This window comes from Virgibacillus sp. L01 (assembly GCF_052246775.1).
In the GTDB taxonomy this organism is placed as follows: Bacteria; Bacillota; Bacilli; order Bacillales; family Amphibacillaceae; genus Lentibacillus.
In genome coordinates this window covers 263,349-283,469 of record NZ_JBQQCP010000002.1, presented here as the reverse complement: position 1 = coordinate 283,469, position 20,121 = coordinate 263,349, and the positions used below count along the sequence as shown (strand labels likewise).

General features: G+C 38.8%; 22 protein-coding genes and 1 tRNA gene. 14 read left to right on the top strand and 9 right to left on the bottom strand.

Features of this window, described 5'->3' with window-relative positions; genetic code table 11:
* The first annotated feature begins 64 nt into the window (after nucleotides 1-64).
* The 7 genes from ACTWQM_RS06510 (at nucleotide 65) to ACTWQM_RS06480 (ending at nucleotide 6,815) form a co-directional block, all read left to right on the top strand.
* Nucleotides 65-137, top strand: a tRNA-Val gene (locus ACTWQM_RS06510).
* 395 nt (nucleotides 138-532) lie between these two features.
* On the top strand, nucleotides 533-2,263 hold the full coding sequence (locus ACTWQM_RS06505; RefSeq protein ID WP_443257368.1) for an ABC transporter ATP-binding protein: 1,731 nt from the start codon (nucleotides 533-535) through the stop codon (nucleotides 2,261-2,263).
* Complete coding sequence (locus ACTWQM_RS06500; protein ID WP_443257367.1) at nucleotides 2,253-4,070, top strand: ABC transporter ATP-binding protein; 1,818 nt, start codon at nucleotides 2,253-2,255, stop codon at nucleotides 4,068-4,070. The genes ACTWQM_RS06505 and ACTWQM_RS06500 overlap by 11 nt, the downstream gene beginning before the upstream one ends.
* A gap of 93 nt (nucleotides 4,071-4,163) precedes the next feature.
* Nucleotides 4,164-4,889, top strand: a complete 726-nt coding sequence (locus ACTWQM_RS06495; RefSeq protein ID WP_443257482.1) for an alpha/beta hydrolase — start codon at nucleotides 4,164-4,166, stop codon at nucleotides 4,887-4,889.
* Nucleotides 4,890-5,071: 182 nt separating this feature from the next.
* On the top strand, nucleotides 5,072-5,593 hold the full coding sequence (locus ACTWQM_RS06490) for a YjcG family protein (RefSeq protein WP_443257366.1): 522 nt from the start codon (nucleotides 5,072-5,074) through the stop codon (nucleotides 5,591-5,593).
* Nucleotides 5,590-6,015: a GNAT family N-acetyltransferase gene (locus ACTWQM_RS06485; protein ID WP_443257365.1), complete on the top strand. Its 426-nt coding sequence runs from the start codon at nucleotides 5,590-5,592 to the stop codon at nucleotides 6,013-6,015. Before ACTWQM_RS06490 ends, ACTWQM_RS06485 begins: the two co-directional genes overlap by 4 nt.
* Before the next feature lie 104 nt (nucleotides 6,016-6,119).
* The gene (locus ACTWQM_RS06480) at nucleotides 6,120-6,815 is read left to right on the top strand and encodes a DUF421 domain-containing protein (RefSeq protein WP_443257364.1); all 696 of its coding nucleotides are present in this window, start codon (nucleotides 6,120-6,122) and stop codon (nucleotides 6,813-6,815) included.
* Nucleotides 6,816-6,869: 54 nt separating this feature from the next.
* Here ACTWQM_RS06480 and ACTWQM_RS06475 read toward each other — a convergent pair whose 3' ends face one another.
* The 3 genes from ACTWQM_RS06475 to ACTWQM_RS06465 form a co-directional block, all read right to left on the bottom strand.
* Nucleotides 6,870-7,133, bottom strand: a complete 264-nt coding sequence (locus tag ACTWQM_RS06475; RefSeq protein ID WP_443257363.1) for a hypothetical protein — start codon at nucleotides 7,131-7,133, stop codon at nucleotides 6,870-6,872.
* A gap of 150 nt (nucleotides 7,134-7,283) precedes the next feature.
* Nucleotides 7,284-7,487 carry a hypothetical protein gene (locus tag ACTWQM_RS06470; RefSeq protein WP_443257362.1) on the bottom strand — a complete coding sequence of 68 codons (204 nt, stop codon included), beginning with the start codon at nucleotides 7,485-7,487 and terminating at the stop codon, nucleotides 7,284-7,286.
* 162 nt (nucleotides 7,488-7,649) lie between these two features.
* Nucleotides 7,650-7,880: a hypothetical protein gene (locus ACTWQM_RS06465; RefSeq protein ID WP_443257361.1), complete on the bottom strand. Its 231-nt coding sequence runs from the start codon at nucleotides 7,878-7,880 to the stop codon at nucleotides 7,650-7,652.
* Between the two features lie 203 nt (nucleotides 7,881-8,083).
* Here ACTWQM_RS06465 and ACTWQM_RS06460 point away from each other — a divergent pair, with 203 nt between their 5' ends.
* Complete coding sequence (locus tag ACTWQM_RS06460; RefSeq protein ID WP_443257360.1) at nucleotides 8,084-8,542, top strand: CotY/CotZ family spore coat protein; 459 nt, start codon at nucleotides 8,084-8,086, stop codon at nucleotides 8,540-8,542.
* A 47-nt stretch (nucleotides 8,543-8,589) separates the two neighbouring features.
* Here ACTWQM_RS06460 and ACTWQM_RS06455 read toward each other — a convergent pair whose 3' ends face one another.
* Together ACTWQM_RS06455 and mgtE are read right to left on the bottom strand one after the other, a co-directional pair.
* Nucleotides 8,590-9,069: a CotO family spore coat protein gene (locus ACTWQM_RS06455; protein WP_443257359.1), complete on the bottom strand. Its 480-nt coding sequence runs from the start codon at nucleotides 9,067-9,069 to the stop codon at nucleotides 8,590-8,592.
* Nucleotides 9,070-9,141: 72 nt separating this feature from the next.
* The gene (gene mgtE / locus ACTWQM_RS06450; RefSeq protein ID WP_443257358.1) at nucleotides 9,142-10,482 is read right to left on the bottom strand and encodes a magnesium transporter; all 1,341 of its coding nucleotides are present in this window, start codon (nucleotides 10,480-10,482) and stop codon (nucleotides 9,142-9,144) included.
* 719 nt (nucleotides 10,483-11,201) lie between these two features.
* Between mgtE and ACTWQM_RS06445 the strand changes: the two genes are divergently transcribed.
* Nucleotides 11,202-12,383 carry an FtsW/RodA/SpoVE family cell cycle protein gene (locus ACTWQM_RS06445; RefSeq protein WP_443257357.1) on the top strand — a complete coding sequence of 394 codons (1,182 nt, stop codon included), beginning with the start codon at nucleotides 11,202-11,204 and terminating at the stop codon, nucleotides 12,381-12,383.
* Nucleotides 12,383-13,123, top strand: a complete 741-nt coding sequence (prpE, locus tag ACTWQM_RS06440) for a bis(5'-nucleosyl)-tetraphosphatase PrpE (RefSeq protein ID WP_443257356.1) — start codon at nucleotides 12,383-12,385, stop codon at nucleotides 13,121-13,123. Before ACTWQM_RS06445 ends, prpE begins: the two co-directional genes overlap by 1 nt.
* On the opposite strand, the gene ACTWQM_RS06435 is transcribed toward prpE, so the two are convergent.
* Genes ACTWQM_RS06435 through ACTWQM_RS06425 form a run of 3 tightly spaced genes read right to left on the bottom strand, consistent with a single transcriptional unit; the run spans nucleotide 13,114 to nucleotide 15,458 of the window.
* On the bottom strand, nucleotides 13,114-13,992 hold the full coding sequence (locus ACTWQM_RS06435; protein WP_443257481.1) for an RluA family pseudouridine synthase: 879 nt from the start codon (nucleotides 13,990-13,992) through the stop codon (nucleotides 13,114-13,116). The two genes, prpE and ACTWQM_RS06435, sit on opposite strands and share 10 nt — an antisense overlap.
* A gap of 33 nt (nucleotides 13,993-14,025) precedes the next feature.
* Nucleotides 14,026-14,835, bottom strand: a complete 810-nt coding sequence (locus ACTWQM_RS06430) for an NAD kinase (protein ID WP_443257355.1) — start codon at nucleotides 14,833-14,835, stop codon at nucleotides 14,026-14,028.
* A 14-nt stretch (nucleotides 14,836-14,849) separates the two neighbouring features.
* On the bottom strand, nucleotides 14,850-15,458 hold the full coding sequence (locus ACTWQM_RS06425; protein WP_443257354.1) for a GTP pyrophosphokinase: 609 nt from the start codon (nucleotides 15,456-15,458) through the stop codon (nucleotides 14,850-14,852).
* A gap of 172 nt (nucleotides 15,459-15,630) precedes the next feature.
* Here ACTWQM_RS06425 and ACTWQM_RS06420 point away from each other — a divergent pair, with 172 nt between their 5' ends.
* From ACTWQM_RS06420 to ACTWQM_RS06405, 4 genes are all read left to right on the top strand, one after another.
* Complete coding sequence (locus ACTWQM_RS06420) at nucleotides 15,631-16,215, top strand: CYTH domain-containing protein (protein WP_443257353.1); 585 nt, start codon at nucleotides 15,631-15,633, stop codon at nucleotides 16,213-16,215.
* Nucleotides 16,216-16,297: 82 nt separating this feature from the next.
* Complete coding sequence (locus tag ACTWQM_RS06415) at nucleotides 16,298-16,678, top strand: globin domain-containing protein (RefSeq protein ID WP_443257352.1); 381 nt, start codon at nucleotides 16,298-16,300, stop codon at nucleotides 16,676-16,678.
* 17 nt (nucleotides 16,679-16,695) lie between these two features.
* Nucleotides 16,696-17,592 carry a ClpXP adapter SpxH family protein gene (locus ACTWQM_RS06410; RefSeq protein ID WP_443257351.1) on the top strand — a complete coding sequence of 299 codons (897 nt, stop codon included), beginning with the start codon at nucleotides 16,696-16,698 and terminating at the stop codon, nucleotides 17,590-17,592.
* A gap of 400 nt (nucleotides 17,593-17,992) precedes the next feature.
* Nucleotides 17,993-18,175 carry a hypothetical protein gene (locus tag ACTWQM_RS06405; protein ID WP_443257350.1) on the top strand — a complete coding sequence of 61 codons (183 nt, stop codon included), beginning with the start codon at nucleotides 17,993-17,995 and terminating at the stop codon, nucleotides 18,173-18,175.
* A 119-nt stretch (nucleotides 18,176-18,294) separates the two neighbouring features.
* Here the strand turns inward: ACTWQM_RS06405 and pepF are convergent, their stop codons facing one another.
* The gene (gene pepF, locus ACTWQM_RS06400; RefSeq protein WP_443257349.1) at nucleotides 18,295-20,106 is read right to left on the bottom strand and encodes an oligoendopeptidase F; all 1,812 of its coding nucleotides are present in this window, start codon (nucleotides 20,104-20,106) and stop codon (nucleotides 18,295-18,297) included.
* Nucleotides 20,107-20,121: the final 15 nt, after the last annotated feature.

Below are 20,121 nucleotides of genomic sequence, written 5' to 3'. Positions count from 1 at the left end.
TATATTGACAGAATTTATCACTCTACTATATAGTTATAGTTGTCCGATAATTTACAATTTATACGATTCCGTAGCTCAGCTGGGAGAGCGTATGCTTGACAGGCATGAGGTCGTTGGTTCGAGCCCAATCGGAATCATTAAAGTTATTCAGCTGTGATCCCTTGTATATAAAGGGTTCACAGCTTTTTACTGTTAATAGAAATGTTTAACTTCCAGTGGACTAAGTACAGAAAATATTGCCCCCGCTCGCTTCAGGTATTAGCAACTCAGTTTACTCAGTCTTCGCCACGGTTATTCAGTCTCCATACGATGATTCTGCGTTTATTCAGTTTTCATCCCCAGGAATTCAGGATTCGTAGTACAACATTCAAGATTCACCCGAGTTTATTCAGTTTCCGCGCCCCCCTCCCTCCTACCAAAAAGCGCAAAAAAGCACTTCCACACTCGAAATAAAAACGCTTTACTATTATAATAGATTTTACACATATCTCGCCTTTCAAGCTGGCGATAACTTGCATCGGAGGTTCAACACGTGAAGAATATTTTTTCTTTTTTGAAGCCTTATAAAATTCCTATCTCTGTAGCCTATAGCTTGACGATGATTGAGCTTATGGTTGAACTGCTTCTCCCCTTCTTTCTTGGAAAGATGATTAATGATGGGGTTATGAATAAGGATCTGGACACTATTATGATGTGGGGCTTTATTATGATTGGCCTTGCGTTTACTGCGTTTATCGCGGGGATTTTTAATTCCTTTTTTGCGTCGCATACGAGTTTGGGATTTGCTTATGATATTCGGGAGAAGCTATTTCATAAAATTCAGTCGTTCTCGTTTGCAAATTTGAATCAATATCCGACATCCGGTCTTGTGACACGGTTTACGAATGATGTCCGCCAGCTGCAGAATACGATTTTTATGGCATTGCGGATCATGGCAAAGGCCCCATTGATTGTTATCGGTGGTGTGGTGATGGCATTTATTGTGAATGGCAGGCTAGCACTGATTTTCCTAATTACGGTGCCACTTCTTGTTGTTTTTATAGTATGGGTGCTTAAGGTTGCAAGCCAGATGTTTGATAAAGTGCAGAGTCGTGTCGATAATGTGAACCGTGTGATGCAGGAAAATCTTGCTGGGATGCGGTTAATCAAGGCGTTCCTGCGTCGCAGCCATGAGGAAGAGCGATTTACCAAAGCAAATAGCGATTTGGCGACAATGACGCGGTCAACATTCCGCTTTATTGAAGCATCAATGCCGATTCTTCTTTTTGTTATGAACTTAAGTCTGATTTTCATATTATGGTACGGGAACTCACTGGCGGTATCCGGGCAGACATCAGTCGGGGATGTTGTTGCAATAGTAAACTATGCGTTACGCGTTGCAATGGCAATTTCGATGTTCACATTTATTATCCTGGCATTTTCACGTGCAAAAGCGTCTGCAGAACGTTTGGATCAGGTGCTCCGCGTTAATGTCGATCTCGTTGATTATCAGGATGCGCGGGATGAGGCTGCCGTACCCAGTGGAAAAATTGAGTTTGATGACGTTTCGTTTAAGTACCCAAACCAAAAAGAACCAGTACTTGAGGACATTTCATTCCAGGTGAATCCAGGTGAAAAACTTGCGATAATTGGTGCAACAGGCTCTGGTAAAACATCATTATTCCAATTGATTCCACGGTTGTACAATGTAAAAAACGGTACTATCTATATTGACGATGAACCAATAACGTCCTATACATTGGAACAGCTTAGGCGGAGCATTGGCTATGTTCCTCAGAACCCGCTTCTGTTTACAGGTTCTGTCACGGATAATATTGCATGGGGAAAAGAAAAAGCATCACAGGAAGATGTTTTTCAAGCTGCACGAGACGCGCAAATTCATGACACGATTATGGACTTGCCTGACCAATACGATACAAAGATTGGCCAAAAAGGTGTTAATCTATCTGGTGGTCAGAAGCAGCGGATTTCAATTGCGCGCGCATTGATCCGCCGCCCGAAAATACTAATGCTTGATGACAGCACGAGTGCTTTGGATCTAGCGACTGAATCCAGGTTGCTCGATGCCATTCAGCATGATGATTGCACAACATTAATCATCACCCAGAAAATCTCGACTGCTATGAGTGCTGATCGTATTTTACTGCTGAATTATGGTGAAGTACTTGCCCTTGGTACACATGATGAACTACTGGAACAGTCCAGCCTGTATCGCAGAATCGTAGAATCACAGTTTGGAAAGGAGCTTCCTGATGTCACTTAAAGCTATTAAACGCCCTTTTCAATATAAAAAAATTCCGCTCGAGAATATAAAACATGATAAAAAGGATAAAGCCCGCAACACCTCTGGTACGATCAAGCGAATCTGGCTATATCTTGCTCGTGAGAAAGCGATGCTCGCACTGGTGATTTTCATGGTCCTTATCAGTTCCGGATTAAGTCTGCTTGGGCCATTCATGGTCGGGATGGCGATTGATGATTACATTGTGACACAAGAGGCATCAGGACTAGGCATGCTGTTAATCTGGCTGGTTATTATCTACCTGTTTCATTCGTTATCGATTTTTTTACAAAATTACTGGATGGTAGGCATTGCACAGAATACGGTTTATTCGCTGCGTTCAAACCTGTTCCATCAGTTCCACCGCCTTCCGATATCCTATTTTGATAAACGGCAGCATGGCGAATTAATGAGCAGGATTACCAATGATATTGATAATGTAAATAACACACTGAACCAGTCCGTTATTCAGATTTTTGCGAGTATCCTGACCCTTGTTGGTACTTTTGTTGTCATGCTTATCTTGAGCCCGCTCCTGACAGCTGTGACGATGACGATTATCCCAATTATGTTTCTTGGAATACGCTGGATCACTAAGCGTACTGGTCCATTGTATAAACTGCAGCAAAATCATTTGGGCGAGCTGAACGGGTATGTTGAAGAAACCGTTTCAGGACAGCATGTTATTAAAACTTTTTCCCAGGAAAAGCGTGTGATTAATGAGTTTAAGGATCGGAACAAAGATCTGCAGCATTCCGGCTTTTGGGCGATGACGATTTCCGGATTTATTCCAAAGGTCATGAACATGCTGAACTTTTTAAGCTTTGGCCTGATAGCATTGGTCGGTGGCATTCTTGCAATTGAAGAGATTATCACAGTTGGGGTTATCGTAATTTTCACCGAATATGCACGTCAATTTACCCGCCCGTTAAATGAGCTGTCAAACCAGTTTAATATCCTACTGTCAGCTGTTGCTGGTGCAGAGCGGGTTTTCAATGTAATCGACGAAGACCAGGAAGAAACCGATGAACAAACGGCAAGAGAACTTAAGCACACGGACGGAAATATACAGTTCCAGAATGTCTCGTTTGCTTATGAAGATACACCTATATTAAAGGATGTCACGTTTGAAGCGAATTCTGGTCAAACGGTAGCATTCGTTGGTCATACTGGTGCCGGAAAAACAACAATCATTAATTTAATTTCTCGTTTTTACAATTATGATTCCGGCAAAATAATGCTTGACGGTATTGATATAAAAGAGATAAAGCGTTCAAGTTTAAGACAGCATATGGCGTTTGTGCTGCAGGATGCATTTCTTTTCAATGGAACCATCCGGGAAAATATACGTTACGGACGCCTGGATGCCACGGACGATGAAATAATTTCAGCTTCGAAAAGTGCGAATGCACATGACTTTATTGAACGGCTTCCTAATGGATATAATACCGTTCTGGATCAGGATGGCAGTGGAATCAGCCAAGGTCAGAAACAACTTATCACGATAGCTAGGGCGATTTTAGCCGATCCAGCAATCCTTATTTTGGATGAAGCAACAAGTAACATTGATACCGTAACCGAATTAAAAATTCAGGATGCGTTGAAAGGACTGATGCATGACCGGACCAGCTTTGTAATTGCCCATCGGTTAAATACGATTCAGCAAGCAAATAAAATAATCATGCTTGAGCATGGCGAAATTATCGAACAAGGTTCCCATGAGTCATTAATTGAACAAAAAGGAAATTACTATGACCTGTACAAAGGCCAACTGAATCAGCACAGATAGAATATCCATTCCAAACATGATAGACTATTTGTGAACTAGACTATTTGTGAACTGCATTTATTTAAAAAGACACATTCAAATGAGGTGGATACCATCGGACGAAAAGGAACAATGGTCGACAAAGAAATTGAAAGCAACTATCTGAATGAGACAATGACACTTAAACTTTACCAGCCGGAATCGTTTTCTCCTCTTTACAAATATCACATTTGTATCATGCAGGATGGAGATGATTACTATCAGCTTGGCCGCATTGCTACATTGAGTGATAAACTCCATGCCAGTGAAGAAATTAATAATACGGTTTTTGTTGGTATTCATTATCAGGATAAATATGACCGCAGAAAAAAATATCACCCAACAGGTGAACAGCAGCAGGCCTATATCAAATTTCTCGTACACGAAGCAGTTCCATTCCTTGATAACCTGCTCCCTACTTATCATATGGGCCAATCCCGTGCATTAATGGGAGATTCGCTAGCTGGAACGTTAGCTCTGATGACAGCATTGAAGTATCCAAACACATTTGGCAAAGTAATTATGCAATCGCCATATGTTGATCACACTGTTACAGAAGCCGTTAAAAACGCAAAAAACTCGCACTCCATCGATATTTATCATACGATTGGTACAGCTGAAACAGCGGTAGATACAACAGACGGAAAACAAGCTGATTTTATAACACCAAACCGTGAGCTAAACGAACTACTTCAGAGCAAAGGCATGAGCTATACGTACCATGAACTAGAGGCTGGAGAACACACGTGGAAATATTGGCAAAAAGATATGAAACGAGCACTATCAACGCTTTTCGGCTAAATATTTACTAATTTCTGAAAATCTTTTTCCTACACGAAGTAATTTTTTGTTATAATAGAAGATAGACCAAAATTTAATAAGGAACTTTTAGCAGTCTGGAGTATAATGATTACCCTACTGCAAAAGTACAACGAAGGCATCAAACCGTAAGTTTTCTAAAATTAAAAGGAGGATTCATTCTTATGACAAAATATGGTATAGCAATTTTTCCATCAAAGCCAATCCAAGATGATATCAACTCTTACCGAAAACGTTATGACCCGCATTACGCACTTGTTCCACCACACCTTACACTTAAGGAAGCGTTTGAAGCGGATGATGAAACCATCGATGAACTTGTTACCGAATTAAAGTACATCGCAAACGACGCAGAACCGTTTAAGCTGCAAATCAACAAAGTAAGTACGTTTGCACCGGTGACAAACACAATTTATCTGAAGGTCGAACCAACGCAGCAGCTGCTGGATTTATTTGAAAAAATGCAAACAGGCAAGTTTCCTGAAAATATGGAGTACAATTTCGTACCGCATATTACGATTGCTCAGAAGCTTTCCCAGGACGAGTATTCCGATGTGTTTGGCAGCATGCAAATGAAAGACATTCAATTTGAGGATACGATAGATCGTTTCCAGCTTCTCTATCAATTGGAAAACGGAACATGGACAGTATATGAATCGTTTGTTTTCGGGAAGGAAAAAGTGTGAGAATAGAAGTAGTTGAGACAAATGACCAGAGGCAGCAGGCATATAACGTACGAACAGCAGTCTTTGTTGATGAACAAAATGTACCACCCGAAGAAGAGCTGGATGCGTTTGACGAGCAATCCATTCATTTGATTGGCTACGATACTGACAAACCTATCGCAGCAAGTCGGGTACGTTTTGTAGACAACTACGGCAAGTTAGAGCGCATTTGTGTGCTTAAGGATCAGCGCGGTAAATCCAATGGCGCACAAATGATTGAGTCAATGGAAGCTATTATCAAAAATGAAGGCTACGCGAAAGCTAAATTGAATGCTCAAACCCATGCGATTGATTTCTACCAGCGTCTTGGATACAAGGTGATCTCCGGTGAATTCATGGATGCTGGCATCCCGCATGTAGCAATGACAAAAGAATTAAGTTAAAAAGCGACAGTTTGTGTTTTAAACCAGACTGTCGCTTTTTCAATGTATGCTAACTCCCTTTTCGGATATCCTAAATGATGAATGTGCTGTGAGGGGGAGCTTAAATGGAAAACTTATTGCCCATACTTAGTGAAACATTGTTTGGCTTTTTCGCCTTGTTTGTATTAACTAAGGTCCTAGGTAAAACACAAATAATACAACTGACTGCATTTGACTTTATTGCAGCATTGGTTTTGGGTGAACTTGTGGGAAATGCTATTTTTGATGACCAGGCGGGAATAATTGAAATTTCCTTTGCAGTATTAGTAGCCGGAGCTGTTTTATACGTGACAGAAATTATTACGCAAAAATATAAAGGATCCCGTTCCCTGCTTGAGGGAAATCCTGCAATTGTTATTCATAAAGGAAAATTAATAAAGGAAGAAATGAAGAAAAATAAATTGGATATTAACCAACTACAGCACCTATTAAGGGCAAAAGATGCATTCTCCATTTCGGAAGTGGAATATGCAATCCTGGAAACAGATGGTACGGTTTCCGTAATGAAAAAACCCGTTCACCAGACAACGACGAAACAGGATTTTAATATTGCCCCTAAACCTGTCAGGCTGCCAACTACACTAATTAATGATGGAGAAGTCCTGTGGGATAATTTGAGAGAATCGAATTTATCGGAAGAATGGCTGGAACAGGAATTAACCAAGCAGAATTTCAATTCGGTAAAGGAAGTATTTTATGCAGAGTGGAATGAAGGGAACAACGAATTATTTGTCCTGCAGTTTACTGAGAAAGAAACATAGCTTATTTCAGACATAATATTGAGCCCTTCCACCATTGGCAAGGGCTCTTTGTTTTCATATACTATCACTAAAATAACGGCCTTTTCCGGTTACATCTGCATGTATTTTCTCGGCTGATGGCGTTTTTACAGCAGATAACTTATAACTGGATTCCCTGGTTGCTTCTACTCGCCCTTCCTGTCTGGCTAAATCCTGGTGTTTTGCTTCTAAAATTGCTTTGTACGGTTTCTCGATGTAATAAGGATCCTGTTTATCTTCTGTTACACGCTGCTGGTAATCTTTATACTGATAATGATTTATCGGTAAAATATAGCCCACCGTGAACATCCCCCTCCACCTTCTATTATAATTAAACGTATAATAAAGAAATTTTTACGAAGATGTATTTTACTTTTTTAACAGCCAGGAACACCACTTAATTCATAATATATTCGGTACCTAACTAACAATACCCTTTTTTAGTGGAAATTATTCCATTCTTTTTTCAAATTCATGCATTATTTTTTCAAAATCAGCTACTCCTTGCAAAAACTCCTTATTCCAGGTATCCATCTCCTTTTCAAAAACATGCATTTTCTTCTCCGGATATTGGAACCACTTTTCATTTTTAGCTAAATGCTTTTCGATTATCTTCAACTGCCTAAGCAATCGAATATCACGCTTCTCTCGCATTCACTCACTCCTTAAGAAGACTTAGCATACGTAAAAGGAATTCTGATTGCTTTCTTAAAAACCTTACACTGTGGAGTTCCTAAGTTGCATTTGTGCAGTAAGATAGGATTAACTGCTAAAGAAAAAGACAGCTAACCAAAGCTGTCTGCATCCTTCTGCTTATTATATCCAGGAAAATGGTCCACGATTTTGGTTATCATCGGAATCGGAACTTGAGCTTTCATCATCACGATCGTCGTGTCTTGTATCTTCTGCACCTTCTACACGCTCATCATCATCATCTCTACCTCCGAAAAAAGGATCTCTTCGACGGCGATCAGGTCGATCAAAGTACACATTATCTGCTTTTATTACTAGGTCCTTGACATGAATGACTTTTCTGTTATCAGACATTTCATTAACACTCCTTTTGAGATTCATGGTCGCTATTAGTCTATGTATCTTTTTTCAATGGGTATAGACAAATGCCCCAAGTTAAAAAGAATTTCTGTTATAAATATCTCTATAATGCTGACGAATGCCCACACCATATACCTATTAACACATATCCTATTAAAGACAACAAGTCAATAACATTTAGGAAGGAGATATAATTCATGGGTTGTGGAAAAGACTTTGATACAGGTAGCTGTGTATGCGATATTTTAAGAGAAATAGTTGATGCACAAAACGATGTTGTAGAGAATTGCTGTGACACGAGCTGCGAACGTTCCATCAGCGATTTGCTAGGGGAAACAGACAATGGGAATGGATTAGACACAGTACCGGTAATATTATACTGTAAAGATAGTTGTAAACCTTTTAAAGGCTTCGGTGCTCATCCAGATGATATCGGGGATGTTCAGGCTAGCTTCTACTTCCGCGTTAAACGTGTGATGGATGACTGCTGTGCTGTAGTTGAATTATTAAGAGACCCGGATGATAATGACGACAATCCAAAGGACCCAGTAGATCAGGATACAAATCCTTTACGTGCTACAGGAATTTGCATGACAGTTGACTTAAATTGCTTCTGTCATATAACATGCCTTCCTGCAGTCTCAGCTTTTAACTAATCAAAAACTAAAAGTGCGCCAGCATAATGTGGCGCACTTTCTTTTTTTTAAAAACCAATAAGACGAATATCATTAATCGAATTGAAGGGAATTTCTGTTGTGGAAGTTCTTCTGCCGACACGCATGATAACATTCTCTTCCTTAAAATCAACAATGGTACCGCGATAATTTCGTTCTTCTGTTTTAACCTCACATTTCATTGCAGGAACATGCTTTGGTGGATTAACAAAATAGTCAATTCGCTCATTTAATGTCATATCCTTAAATTTTTTCCGTTCCTGGTCCGAACTTTCATCACTCTCATCTGCTTCTTCATTTGTATCTTCTGCTTTACTTTCACTTTTCTTACTAAAATTATCCCGTTTTAGGGGTCGCGTCTGTACACTTTTCGTTTCCTGAGTCACCGTCTGTTCAGCAGGTGCTTTTTTCGGTGTTGTGTATTGATGTTGCATTGGAGCTTTTGGGGTTCCTATTGAAGGTTGATGAATATAGAGTAATGGGCTTTTGGCAAACTTTTTTTCTCCCATCATGCATTCTCTCCTTTGTATTCCATTAGTCAGACCATTATATGAACCCAGTTTCGAATATGTGTATTTCGCCTATACCAAAAAGCTCATAAATACTGTCGCCATCCCAAAATAGATAAGAATTGAAATAATATCATTTATTGTTGTAATAAATGGTCCAGATGCAACAGCCGGATCAATATTCAGCCGATCCATCAAAATTGGGACAAGTGATCCTGCCAACGTCGCCACAATCAGCGTTGCCATAATCGATAAGCCCACCAATAGTCCAAGGAAAAATTGACCTTGCCACAGGAAAATCATAATGGTAATCACTATACCACAGACAGTTCCAGTAATTAAACCTGTACCTGCTTCCCGTAATACAAGCTTCATCTTTCCCTGTTTGCCATAATCACCGTTTGCAAGTCCACGAACGGCAACAGCAAGTGCCTGTGTTCCCGTATTTCCGGCCATTCCAGCAATTAACGGTATAAAAATTGCCAGAACTGCCACTTCATCAAGTGTACTTTCAAACTGTCCAATCAGACTCGCTGTCAGCATTCCCAAAAATGATAATATGACAAGCCATGGCAGGCGTTTTTTTGCCGAGACAAACGCATTATCGTTTGGCCGATCGATATCAGTTACTCCAGCCAGTTTAGAGTAGTCATCACTTGCTTCCTCATCCATAACATCCAAAATGTCATCGACAGTAATAATCCCTAATAAATGATTTTGAAAATCAACAACTGGTAAAGCGAGGAAGTCATAATCACGCATCATTTGGGCAATTTCTTCCTGATCTTTTGCAACAGATACGGAGACAATCTTTTCACTCATCAAATCAGAAATCAGTGTATCATCTTCTGCTATAATCAGATCACGTAACGATAGAACCCCAACAAGCTTCTTGTCCTCATCAACTACATACAAATAATAAATTGTTTCTGCCTCTGGTGCTTCAGCCTTTAAATACTGCATCGTTTCCTTCGCAGTCCTAGTTTGATATATCGCCACAAACTCAGTAGTCATAATACTGCCGGCAGTTTTCTCCTCATAATGCAGGAGCTGTTTAATTTCATCGGAAGCTTTTTTATCCATTATGGTGAGAAAACTGACAACAGCATCTTTCTCCAGCTCATTTAAAATATCAACCGCGTCATCTGTTGACATGTCAGCAAATACCATTGCAGCAAAACGTGGATCCATTTCCATGAAAAACGGTTCAATATCGTCAAGGTCGATGTTTTCCATAAATTCTGCTGTTTCTTCAGGGGACAGATACATGTAAATTCGTAATCGGATATCTTCTGGCTGTTCCATAAAAAACACGGCTTGATCATATGGATGTAAATCAAGAAATTCATCTCGGAATGCTTCTGTTTGTTCATTTTTTATAAAGGTTTGCAATTGGTTATCTATATTTTCCACATGATCACTTCCTTCTGCTAGCTTTGTTCTGCAATAATTATAGCATGGAAAAAGACATTCTGAAATCAACTCCTCATACACGTCTTATTGAAAGGCGCTTGTAATTTTGTTGCTTTTAAGATGCGTGGTTGAAATAAACAGGGTAACAGTTTATTATAACGTATTCAGTTTTAGGAGAGTAAAATGCTACTATCATTAGAAATCAATTAGCGTAAATTTCGCCCCTGCTTTGAAGAATCTATTTTTAATGGAATGAGGATCCGGTTTACCGCTTTGGCGGATCCTCATTCCGTTATTTCCTTTAAAACCCTCGTTTTAAGCTTGGGTTCGGATCCTCGTTCCGCTATTTGTCATTTGCGCCTCAAATTTGGCTGATTTTCTGCTTTTAGCGGAACGAGGATCCGTCTCGCCCCTTCCGAGAGCACCTTTTTGCAATTTAACGGAATGAGGATCCACTTCGACTAATTGTCAGGACCACATTCCGAGTTTTCACTTATTATGCATTTTATACTTCTAGTGCATTTACAAATAGTTTGGGCTATTTGTAAATTATAAGATTGCTAAGCTATGAAAGTATAAATGCTTTCATACTGCATAAATACAGCTATGCCATTCTAATAGAAAACTCCTTTTTGAAATGAGGTCTTAATTTATTTATCATTTTCGTGTAAAATTATTAAAGATACAAACAAGATCTATACAGAGAGCATGGTTATTATATGAAAAATATTAATATTGATTATACATTAGTGTTCATCCTAATCCTTTTAGGTTTAGTAAGCCTTTTTACTTTATATACAATCGAACCAGGTTTACCTAAAAAATATGACGGTTCCAACTTTCTGCTTAAACAGGCTTTATGGCTCGTAACAGGCGGAATCGTAATTTTTATAATTATGTTAATTGATTATGATCGTTTTCACCAGATTACATGGATTTTATATGGAGTTGGCTTAACTTCACTATTTATGCTTTTTCTTGGTTTTCCAGCTGGTATTGTTCATCAAGCAAATGGGGCTGTCAGTTGGTTTAAATTTCCTGTAATAGGTACAATCCAACCTGGGGAGTTTATGAAGATTATCCTAGTTATGACACTTGCACATGTGATGGTTCGTCATAACAGTAATTATTTTGATAAGACAATTAAAAGTGATTTGGGTCTGCTGGCAAAAATACTTCTAATATCCGCACCCCCAATGGCTTTATTAGCAGTACAGCCGGATTTGGGTGGGTTGTTAGTACTGATAGCGATAACTGGCTTTATGATTCTCGTGTCAGGAATTAAGTGGCGAATTCTCTTCTCAATAGCTTTTATCGTCATCGATATTGTCCTGCTGGCCATTGCCGCGTGGTATTTATTTCCGGGTCCAATTGCTGACTTTCTGGAAGAATCCGTATTTGATCACGTATCAAGCAGGTTCTATGGCTGGTTAAACCCGCAGCAGAATTATGATGCAGGCTACCAGCTGATTCTGGCTATGATGGCAATCGGGTCAGGTCAGTTATTTGGAAAAGGTATTGGTAATATGGAGGTTTATGTACCGGAACGCCATACCGACATGATTTTCACGGCAATCTCAGAGCAATTTGGCTTTGTCGGCGCAAGTCTTGTTGTCATGTTGTTTTTCTTATTGGTTTATCGTCTGATTCACATTGCATTGTTAAGTAATGATACGTATGGCAGTTATCTTGTAACAGGGTTGATTGGGATGTTTGCCTATCAGATTTTCCAGAATATCGGAATGTCCATCCAGCTGCTGCCTATCACGGGACTTCCACTTCCCTTCATAAGTTACGGTGGCAGTTCAACAATTACTTACATGCTGGCAATCGGTATTGTTCTTAATGTCCATTCGAGAACGAAAGAATATATGTTTAGCGAGGCTAGGTGGAAAGAATAATGAGCATAGACGTTATCGGTGATGTACATGGATGTATGGAAGAGCTTCAAGAACTCTTCCATGTATTAGGGTACAAATACGAGCAGCATATTTTTGTACACCCTGACGGCAGAATCCCAGTATTTTTAGGGGACATTACTGATCGGGGTTCTCATTCTATAGCGTTAATTAAGCTTGTATATGACATGGTTATCGAACACAAGAAAGCCTACTATGTTCCGGGCAACCACTGCAATAAATTATATCGTTACTTTTTAGGAAATAATGTCAAACAGCGTTATGGCCTGGAAACAACAGTATCGGAATATATTTCATTAGCCAAAACTGAACAGCATGCGGTTAAACAACAGTTCATTGCGTTATATGAAAATGCTCCATTATATCTGACGTTACCGGAAGTAAATGCAATTGTGGCTCATGCCGGAATTAAAGAAGCTTATATAGGACGAACGGATAAACGGGTAAAAACCTTTGTCCTATATGGTGATATTACGGGCGAATTTGACGAAGATGGCCGTCCGATCAGACGTGATTGGGCCCAGGATTATTTAGGAAGTAACTGGATTGTTTATGGCCATACACCGATTATAAAACCGCGTATCATTAACAATACGATTAACATTGATACTGGATGTGTATTTGGAAATTCACTGACTGCTTTTCGGTTACCTGAGGAAGAAACTGTTTCTGTACCATCAAAACAGCCATTTATTGAGGAAAAGTTTCATTCCTATGAGTGAATCAATTCGGCCATATCATGAGCTGTCGGTATCGTAAAATGCATGATTTCTTTTGTTAATGGATGCATAAAGGAAAGCTGATAACAATGCAGTGCCTGACGGTTAATCGTCTCAGTGGAAGCACCATACAGGTCATCCCCTGCTATCGGATTGCCTAAATTAGAAAAATGCACGCGTATTTGATGCGTCCTCCCTGTCTCCAGATGAACATCCAGCAATGAATGGACTACAGACTCTTCCAAAACGTTATAATGCGTTATAGCTGGTTTTCCTGAAGCTGTTACTGTTCGTTCAATAATCGAACCATCTTTGCGTCCAATCGGAGCATCGATGGTTCCTTTTTTATGTAGTAAATGACCTTCTATTATTGCATGGTAGCGTCGGTTTACGTTGCCTGCCTTCTGTTCTGCTGCCAAAATCGAGTGACTGTAACGGTGTTTAGCAATAAGCATTAGCCCTGAAGTGTCCCTGTCAAGGCGTGTAACAATGTGAACCGTGTACGGTAAATCGTGGTTTTCATAGTAGAAAAGAACCCCATTCGCAATAGTTCCAGAAGGGTGAATACTGGATGGTATTGTCGCAATGTTTGCCTGCTTATTAATAATTAATACATCCTCGTCCTCATAAACAATCGAAAGCGGCATTTCTTCAGGTATCATAAAAGGACCCTTTTTCTCTTTTGGAAATGTTACAGAAAGCTCATCACCAACTGCTAATTGGTAGCGAACTGTTTTGGGTGACCCATTCACACTGATTTCCCCACCATCATGAACGATTGCTTTAATGACATTTCTGGAGAAAGCTTGTACCCGCTGTAAATATTCACGAATAATCAGTCCTTGATGTTCATTTTCAATTATCCACTTCAACACGCTTCACCTTCCACACATTTTACCTTATTACTAAAATTCCTTATCATCATCTGCAACAAATGAATCGCGTACTCTATCCCAGAATGGAAATGGTCTGAATCTTGCAAATCTGACGCGCTCTTTTGCCACACGGCATTGAATTGATTTTACATTTGTATAGTTTTGCGTAAAATGATCGATGGTGATTAAAAAGCTGCGGTCCACGATAGGTTTCAAAAGGCATGTGTGGTGTTTTGGTAAAATTAATGGTGAGCCAATCGTACGGAAAACACGATTGTTAATCGATGCCATTTCAGTAAGCTGAATCGCTTCAAGTGATGGATGAATGATTCCGCCGCCTAATGCCTTATTATACGCTGTACTGCCTGAAGGGGTTGAGATACATAAACCATCACCACGGAATGTTTCGAAGTGGTCACCTTTTATCTCCACATCAAACACAACTGACCCTTCTGTTGTTTTTATTGTTGCTTCATTTAAAGCGAGAAAACGGTCCTCTTTTCCTCCGTTTTGACCACGAATAATTACTTCTAATAACGGATATTCGACAACCTGGAAAGGAGTTTTGGCGATTTCAATTATTAATTTTTCAACCTCATCCGGCACCCAATCCGCATAGAAACCTAAATGACCTGTATGTACGCCAATAAATGCAGTGGAATCAATACAATTAACATAGCGATGAAAAGCCTCGAGGAACGTGCCGTCGCCGCCCACCGAAATGACTAGCCCAGGATCATCTTCATCATATTCCAGATCAAAATCAGTTAAGTATTGTCTCATGGTCGCTTTAATTTTGTTTGATCTTTCATCGCCTTTTGATACTATCGCAAATTTCACAGTCAGCTCTCTCCTTACTTTCGATGGAATATACGTTGTGCTTCTTGCACTTCATTTTTAATAATCGACATTTCTTCATCCAATTTGAATGCTGCTTCCGACGCTCGTTGCAGTCTTGATTTAATGTTTGTCGGAATGCTTCCTTTATACTTGTAGTTTAATGAATGTTCATTTGTGGCCCAGAAATTCATGGCTAATGTGCGAATCTGAATCTCAGCTAGAACCATCTTAACGCCATGTATCGTTTCAACTGGATACTCAATAATCATATGATATGATCTATAGCCACTTTCCTTCTTTCTTGACACATAATCTTTTTCCTCAATAATCGTTAAATCTTCACGTGATTTGATCATATTAACAATTGTATAAATATCATCAACAAACTGGCAAACAACTCGAACACCTGCAATATCCTGCAGCTCCTGTTCAACTTGATCCAGTGGTATTTCTCTACTATCCGCCTTTTCCAAAATACTAGGAACTGGTTTTACCCGTCCTGTTATAAACTCGATTGGCGAATGTCTTGATTCGTGTTCAAATTGTGCACGAATTCCTTTCAGTTTTACTTTTAATTCTTCCACTGCTTGTGAATAAGGGGCAAGTATTACATCCCAATTCATTCTCACACCACCCTATATCATCTTTTATCTCATTTTATCATACTATACGAAAATGGATAATCTTTGCATATTCGTATATCATTCGCCATAATTAACAAAAGTGAAAGTGACAGGTTACTTTTGGTCGCTTACTTTTTAAACTTCTATTAATAATTATAACGGAGGTTTCCAATTGGCACAGGAAATTGAAATCGAATATAAAAATTTATTAACAAAAGACGAGTTTGATCGCGTCTTATATAGTTTGCCTTTCCCAAGTGATGCCGAAACACAAACAAATCATTATTTTGAAACTGCTGACTTTTCTCTTAAAAAAAATGGTTGTGCATTAAGGATCAGAGAAAAAAATAACACATTTACACTAACATTAAAAGAACCACATGATACTGGACTGCTTGAAACACATGATACGTTAACAAAACAGGAAGCTAACCAATGGATAAACGAAGAATTCATTGGAAAAGAATACACATCAAAGCAGTTGGAAAATAAAGGTATTAATCTAAATGATTTAAAATACTTAGGAAGCTTGACAACTGAACGACGTGAACTAAATTATCATGACGTGTTATTGGTGCTTGACTACAGTACATATGGTGACACATCTGACTATGAAATGGAATTAGAAGCTGCTTCCGAGGAAATTGGTCTTAAAACGATGCAGGATGTTTTGGATAAATTTAACATTAAACGACGCCAAACACCTAATAAGATACAGCGTTTCTTCACCTCCAAGACGAAAAACGACAGAAATTAACCTGTTTTATAAATCAGATTAGTTGCTCTAGAATTTTTACGTTGCTACAATTAAAACAAACATAGTAGGAGAGAATATCTGTATGACCAAACTTGGAACAATGTTCGAAGCAATTGGCGGCTTTGATTCGATTGATAAATTAGTGACAAATTTTTATAAACGAGTGGGCAATCATCCAAAGCTGATTCCAATTTTTCCAGACGATTTAACGGAAACTGCCCGAAAACAAAGAATGTTTTTAACACAATTTTTTGGTGGACCGAGACTATATTCAGAAGAACGCGGTAATCCAATGCTGCGCAGACGTCATTTACCTTTTGAAATTACACCGGAACGAAAAGACGCCTGGTTGGAATGTATGAATGCAGCACTAAAAGATGCAGAAATTGATGAACCATATAAAACAGCTATATTTGAAAAACTGACCATGACCGCACACCATATGATGAATACACCGGAATAACAGAAAGGAGAATCGATGTGAGTTGGAGTCAATCTGGGCTAATGAGCTCAAAAAGTACAAACACATCGGCAAAATATAGCTACTTCGATTTTGTAAAAAAACCAATTGAAATTTATGTTTTTGTAGACCCGCTCTGCCCTGAATGCTGGTCGTTAGAACCTTATTTAAAGAAGTTATCTATAGAATATGGGCGATTTTTCACTATACGCCCAATTATCAGCGGGCATTTAAATACACTTAATAAAGATAAATTTGATAAACCAAAACGATTACGGGATATCTGGGAAAAAACAGCTAATCGCACGGGGATGAGCTGTGATGGTGATTTATGGATTGAGAATCCTGTTTCATCCCCATGGATTGCATCACTTGCTATAAAAGCAGCAGAACTGCAAGGAAAAAAAGCGGGTCGAATCTTTTTGCGAAAAATACAGGAAAATGTTTTTCTAAAAAAGCAGAACATCTCCGATGAAGCAGTATTGATGGAATGCGCAAAACAATCTAACCTTGATATTGAGGAATTTAGAGATGATTTATATTCGACGTCAGCTAAGAAGGCATTTCAGTGTGATTTAAAGCTGACAAAGGAAATGGAAGTAGATTATATCCCGACGATTGTGTTCTTTAATCAGGTTTCTGAAGAAGAAGGAATTAAAATTTCCGGCCTTTATCCATATGATATTTATGTTCAGGTACTGAAACAGATTCTACAGAAGGATCCAGTACCTTCAAGCAAACCACCATTGGAAAACTTCCTTAAAAATTATGGTGTTGTCGGCAACAAAGAAATTTCGGTAGTATATGACTGGACAACAGCTAAGACAGAAAAAGAAATGAAGAAATTACTGTTAAGACGATCAGTAGAAAAGATTCCCGTGAAATACGGAACATTCTGGAGATATAATGATGAATAATACGCAAAGCATTGTGTTGTGCTTTGTGTATTTTTTTGTCTTTTTTTATAGGGTTCTCTTGATATTGGTGAGCCGATTACAAATTTTTTTCATGACAGCTGGCGGCTGCGCATTCTGCAACCATCTCATTCTTAACTGCCAAGAAAAGAAAAAAGGATATACGGGGCAGCGTATATCCTTAAAAGTCTCCGACCTTTATATTAACAAAGGGGGGATGGGAGAAAGTTTCATAATCAAACAAAAGGGGTTTTTGTTTGTGATTCATCTCACATTTATTATGTTATCAATAGCATGTGCTTTTATCAATCGCAGGTGAACCTTTTCACAAAAATGTCACACTTCTAATTCAATTTTTTGTCACATATGATTTACTAACATACTAATGATTGGAGTGGATAACTTGCAGGAACTTCTCCCACTTATTTTTTTAATCACAACGGTTGTTGTCATTTTCGTAAATATTCTCGGACTCATGCAGTTGATTCCACTATTTATTACATTGCCAATGTTGTTTATTTCAATTTATCTAACCATTTATACATTTACACATCGAAATGTTTACCGTGGAGGAATGCGAGGATAATATTAGAAAACTAGGCTTATCGTCAAGCCTTAGTTGCACTTATGCAATAAGAAAGGATTTATACTTCTTAACTGCTAACAAGACTGTCACCACAAGTAAAATGGTGACAGCCCTTTTTATTATCCCAATAACAGTTCTTCCATTTCGTTAAGCTTTTCTTCAAACACATCAATTGCTGCCAATATCGGCTCTTTCGATGTCATGTCTACGCCTGCTTTCTTCAGTACTTCAATTGGATAATCACTGCTTCCCGCTTTCAGGAAGTCAAGATAACGATCAACTGCTCCTTCTTCCCCATTTAAAATTTGGGTGGAAAGTGCAGTTGCTGCAGAATATCCAGTCGCATACTGGTAGACATAATAATTCATGTAAAAATGCGGAATTCTCGCCCATTCCAGGCCAATCTCCTCATCTGAAACAACGTCATCCCCAAAGTATTTTTTATTCAGATTATAGTAAATTTCCGTCAGTTTCTCAGCAGTTAAGGCCTCACCCTCTTGCATGCGTTTATGAATATCATGCTCGAATTCAGCAAACATTGTTTGACGGAAAACAGTCCCGCGAAATCCTTCCAGAAAGTGATTTAGCAGATAAAGCTTTTGTTTCTTGTCGTCCACATGGTTTAACATATAATCATTGAGCAGTGCTTCATTACATGTTGATGCAACTTCTGCTACAAAAATCGAATAGTTGCCATACCGAAATGGCTGCGATTCATGCGTGTAATAGCTGTGTAATGAATGTCCAAGCTCATGTGCTAAGGTAAATAAATCATTCACCTTTCCCTGCCAATTAAGCAATACGTATGGATTTGTTCCATATGCACCTGACGAATATGCTCCGCTTCGTTTTCCTTTATTTTCTTCAACGTCGATCCAGCGATTCTCAAAGCCTTCTTTCACTTTACTCACATAATCCTCACCAAGGGGAGCAAAGCTGTCAATCACATATTCCTGGGCTTTTTCATAAGGAATCGTCATATCGACATCTTTTACAAGTGGTGTGTACATATCATACATGTGTAACGCTTCGAGTCCGAGTACTTTCTTACGTAATTCGGCATAGCGGTGCAACAATGGCAATTTGTCATTAACTGCCTCAACCAGATTATCATACACCTGCTCAGGAATATTATTACCATCCAGAGCTGCGTGCCGTGCGGAATCATAATTACGTACCTTTGCATTAAAATTATCTGTTTTAACCGTACCAGTTAATGTAGCGGAAAATGTATTTTTAAACTTGCCGTACGTTTCGTACATTGCTTTAAATGCAGCTTCACGTACACTGCGATCTTTAGACTCTAGAAACCCGATATAACGTCCATGGGTCAAATCAATTTCTTCCCCATCTTCATTTTTAATTGTAGGGAAAGTTAAATCTGCATTATTAAGCATGCCAAAGGTATTATCAGCGGTGGACATTGGCTCTGATGCTTCTGCCAGTAACGCCTCCTCTTTTTCACTTAATACATGTGGGCGCTGACGTGAAATCTCATCGAGCGTTTTTTCATATAACTTTAATTCTTCCTTTTCTTTAACAAAGCTTTGCAGTTTTTCTTCGTCCGTAGACAGGATTTCTGGAACAATATAACTCATGGAACTTGATGCAATTGTTAGCAGATTTTCAGCCTTTGAATTCATCTCCTGATATTTGGAGTTGGTTGTATCCTGATCAGAGCGCATATGTGCATATGTAAACAGCTTACCTAGTCGTTCTGACAGTTGATCCTGCAGTTTTAATACATCATACAGATTTTGTGCCGATTCCGTAATTTCACCTTGAAATTTTTCAATTGATGGGATATCATCCTTCAATGATTGCAATTCTTTCTCCCATGCGTCATCTGTTTTAAAAATATCTTCCAGCTTCCACGTTTTTTCTTCTGGTATTTCACTTCTTTTTGGTAATTCCTTTGTTGCTTTTGCCACTATGGTTTCCTCCTT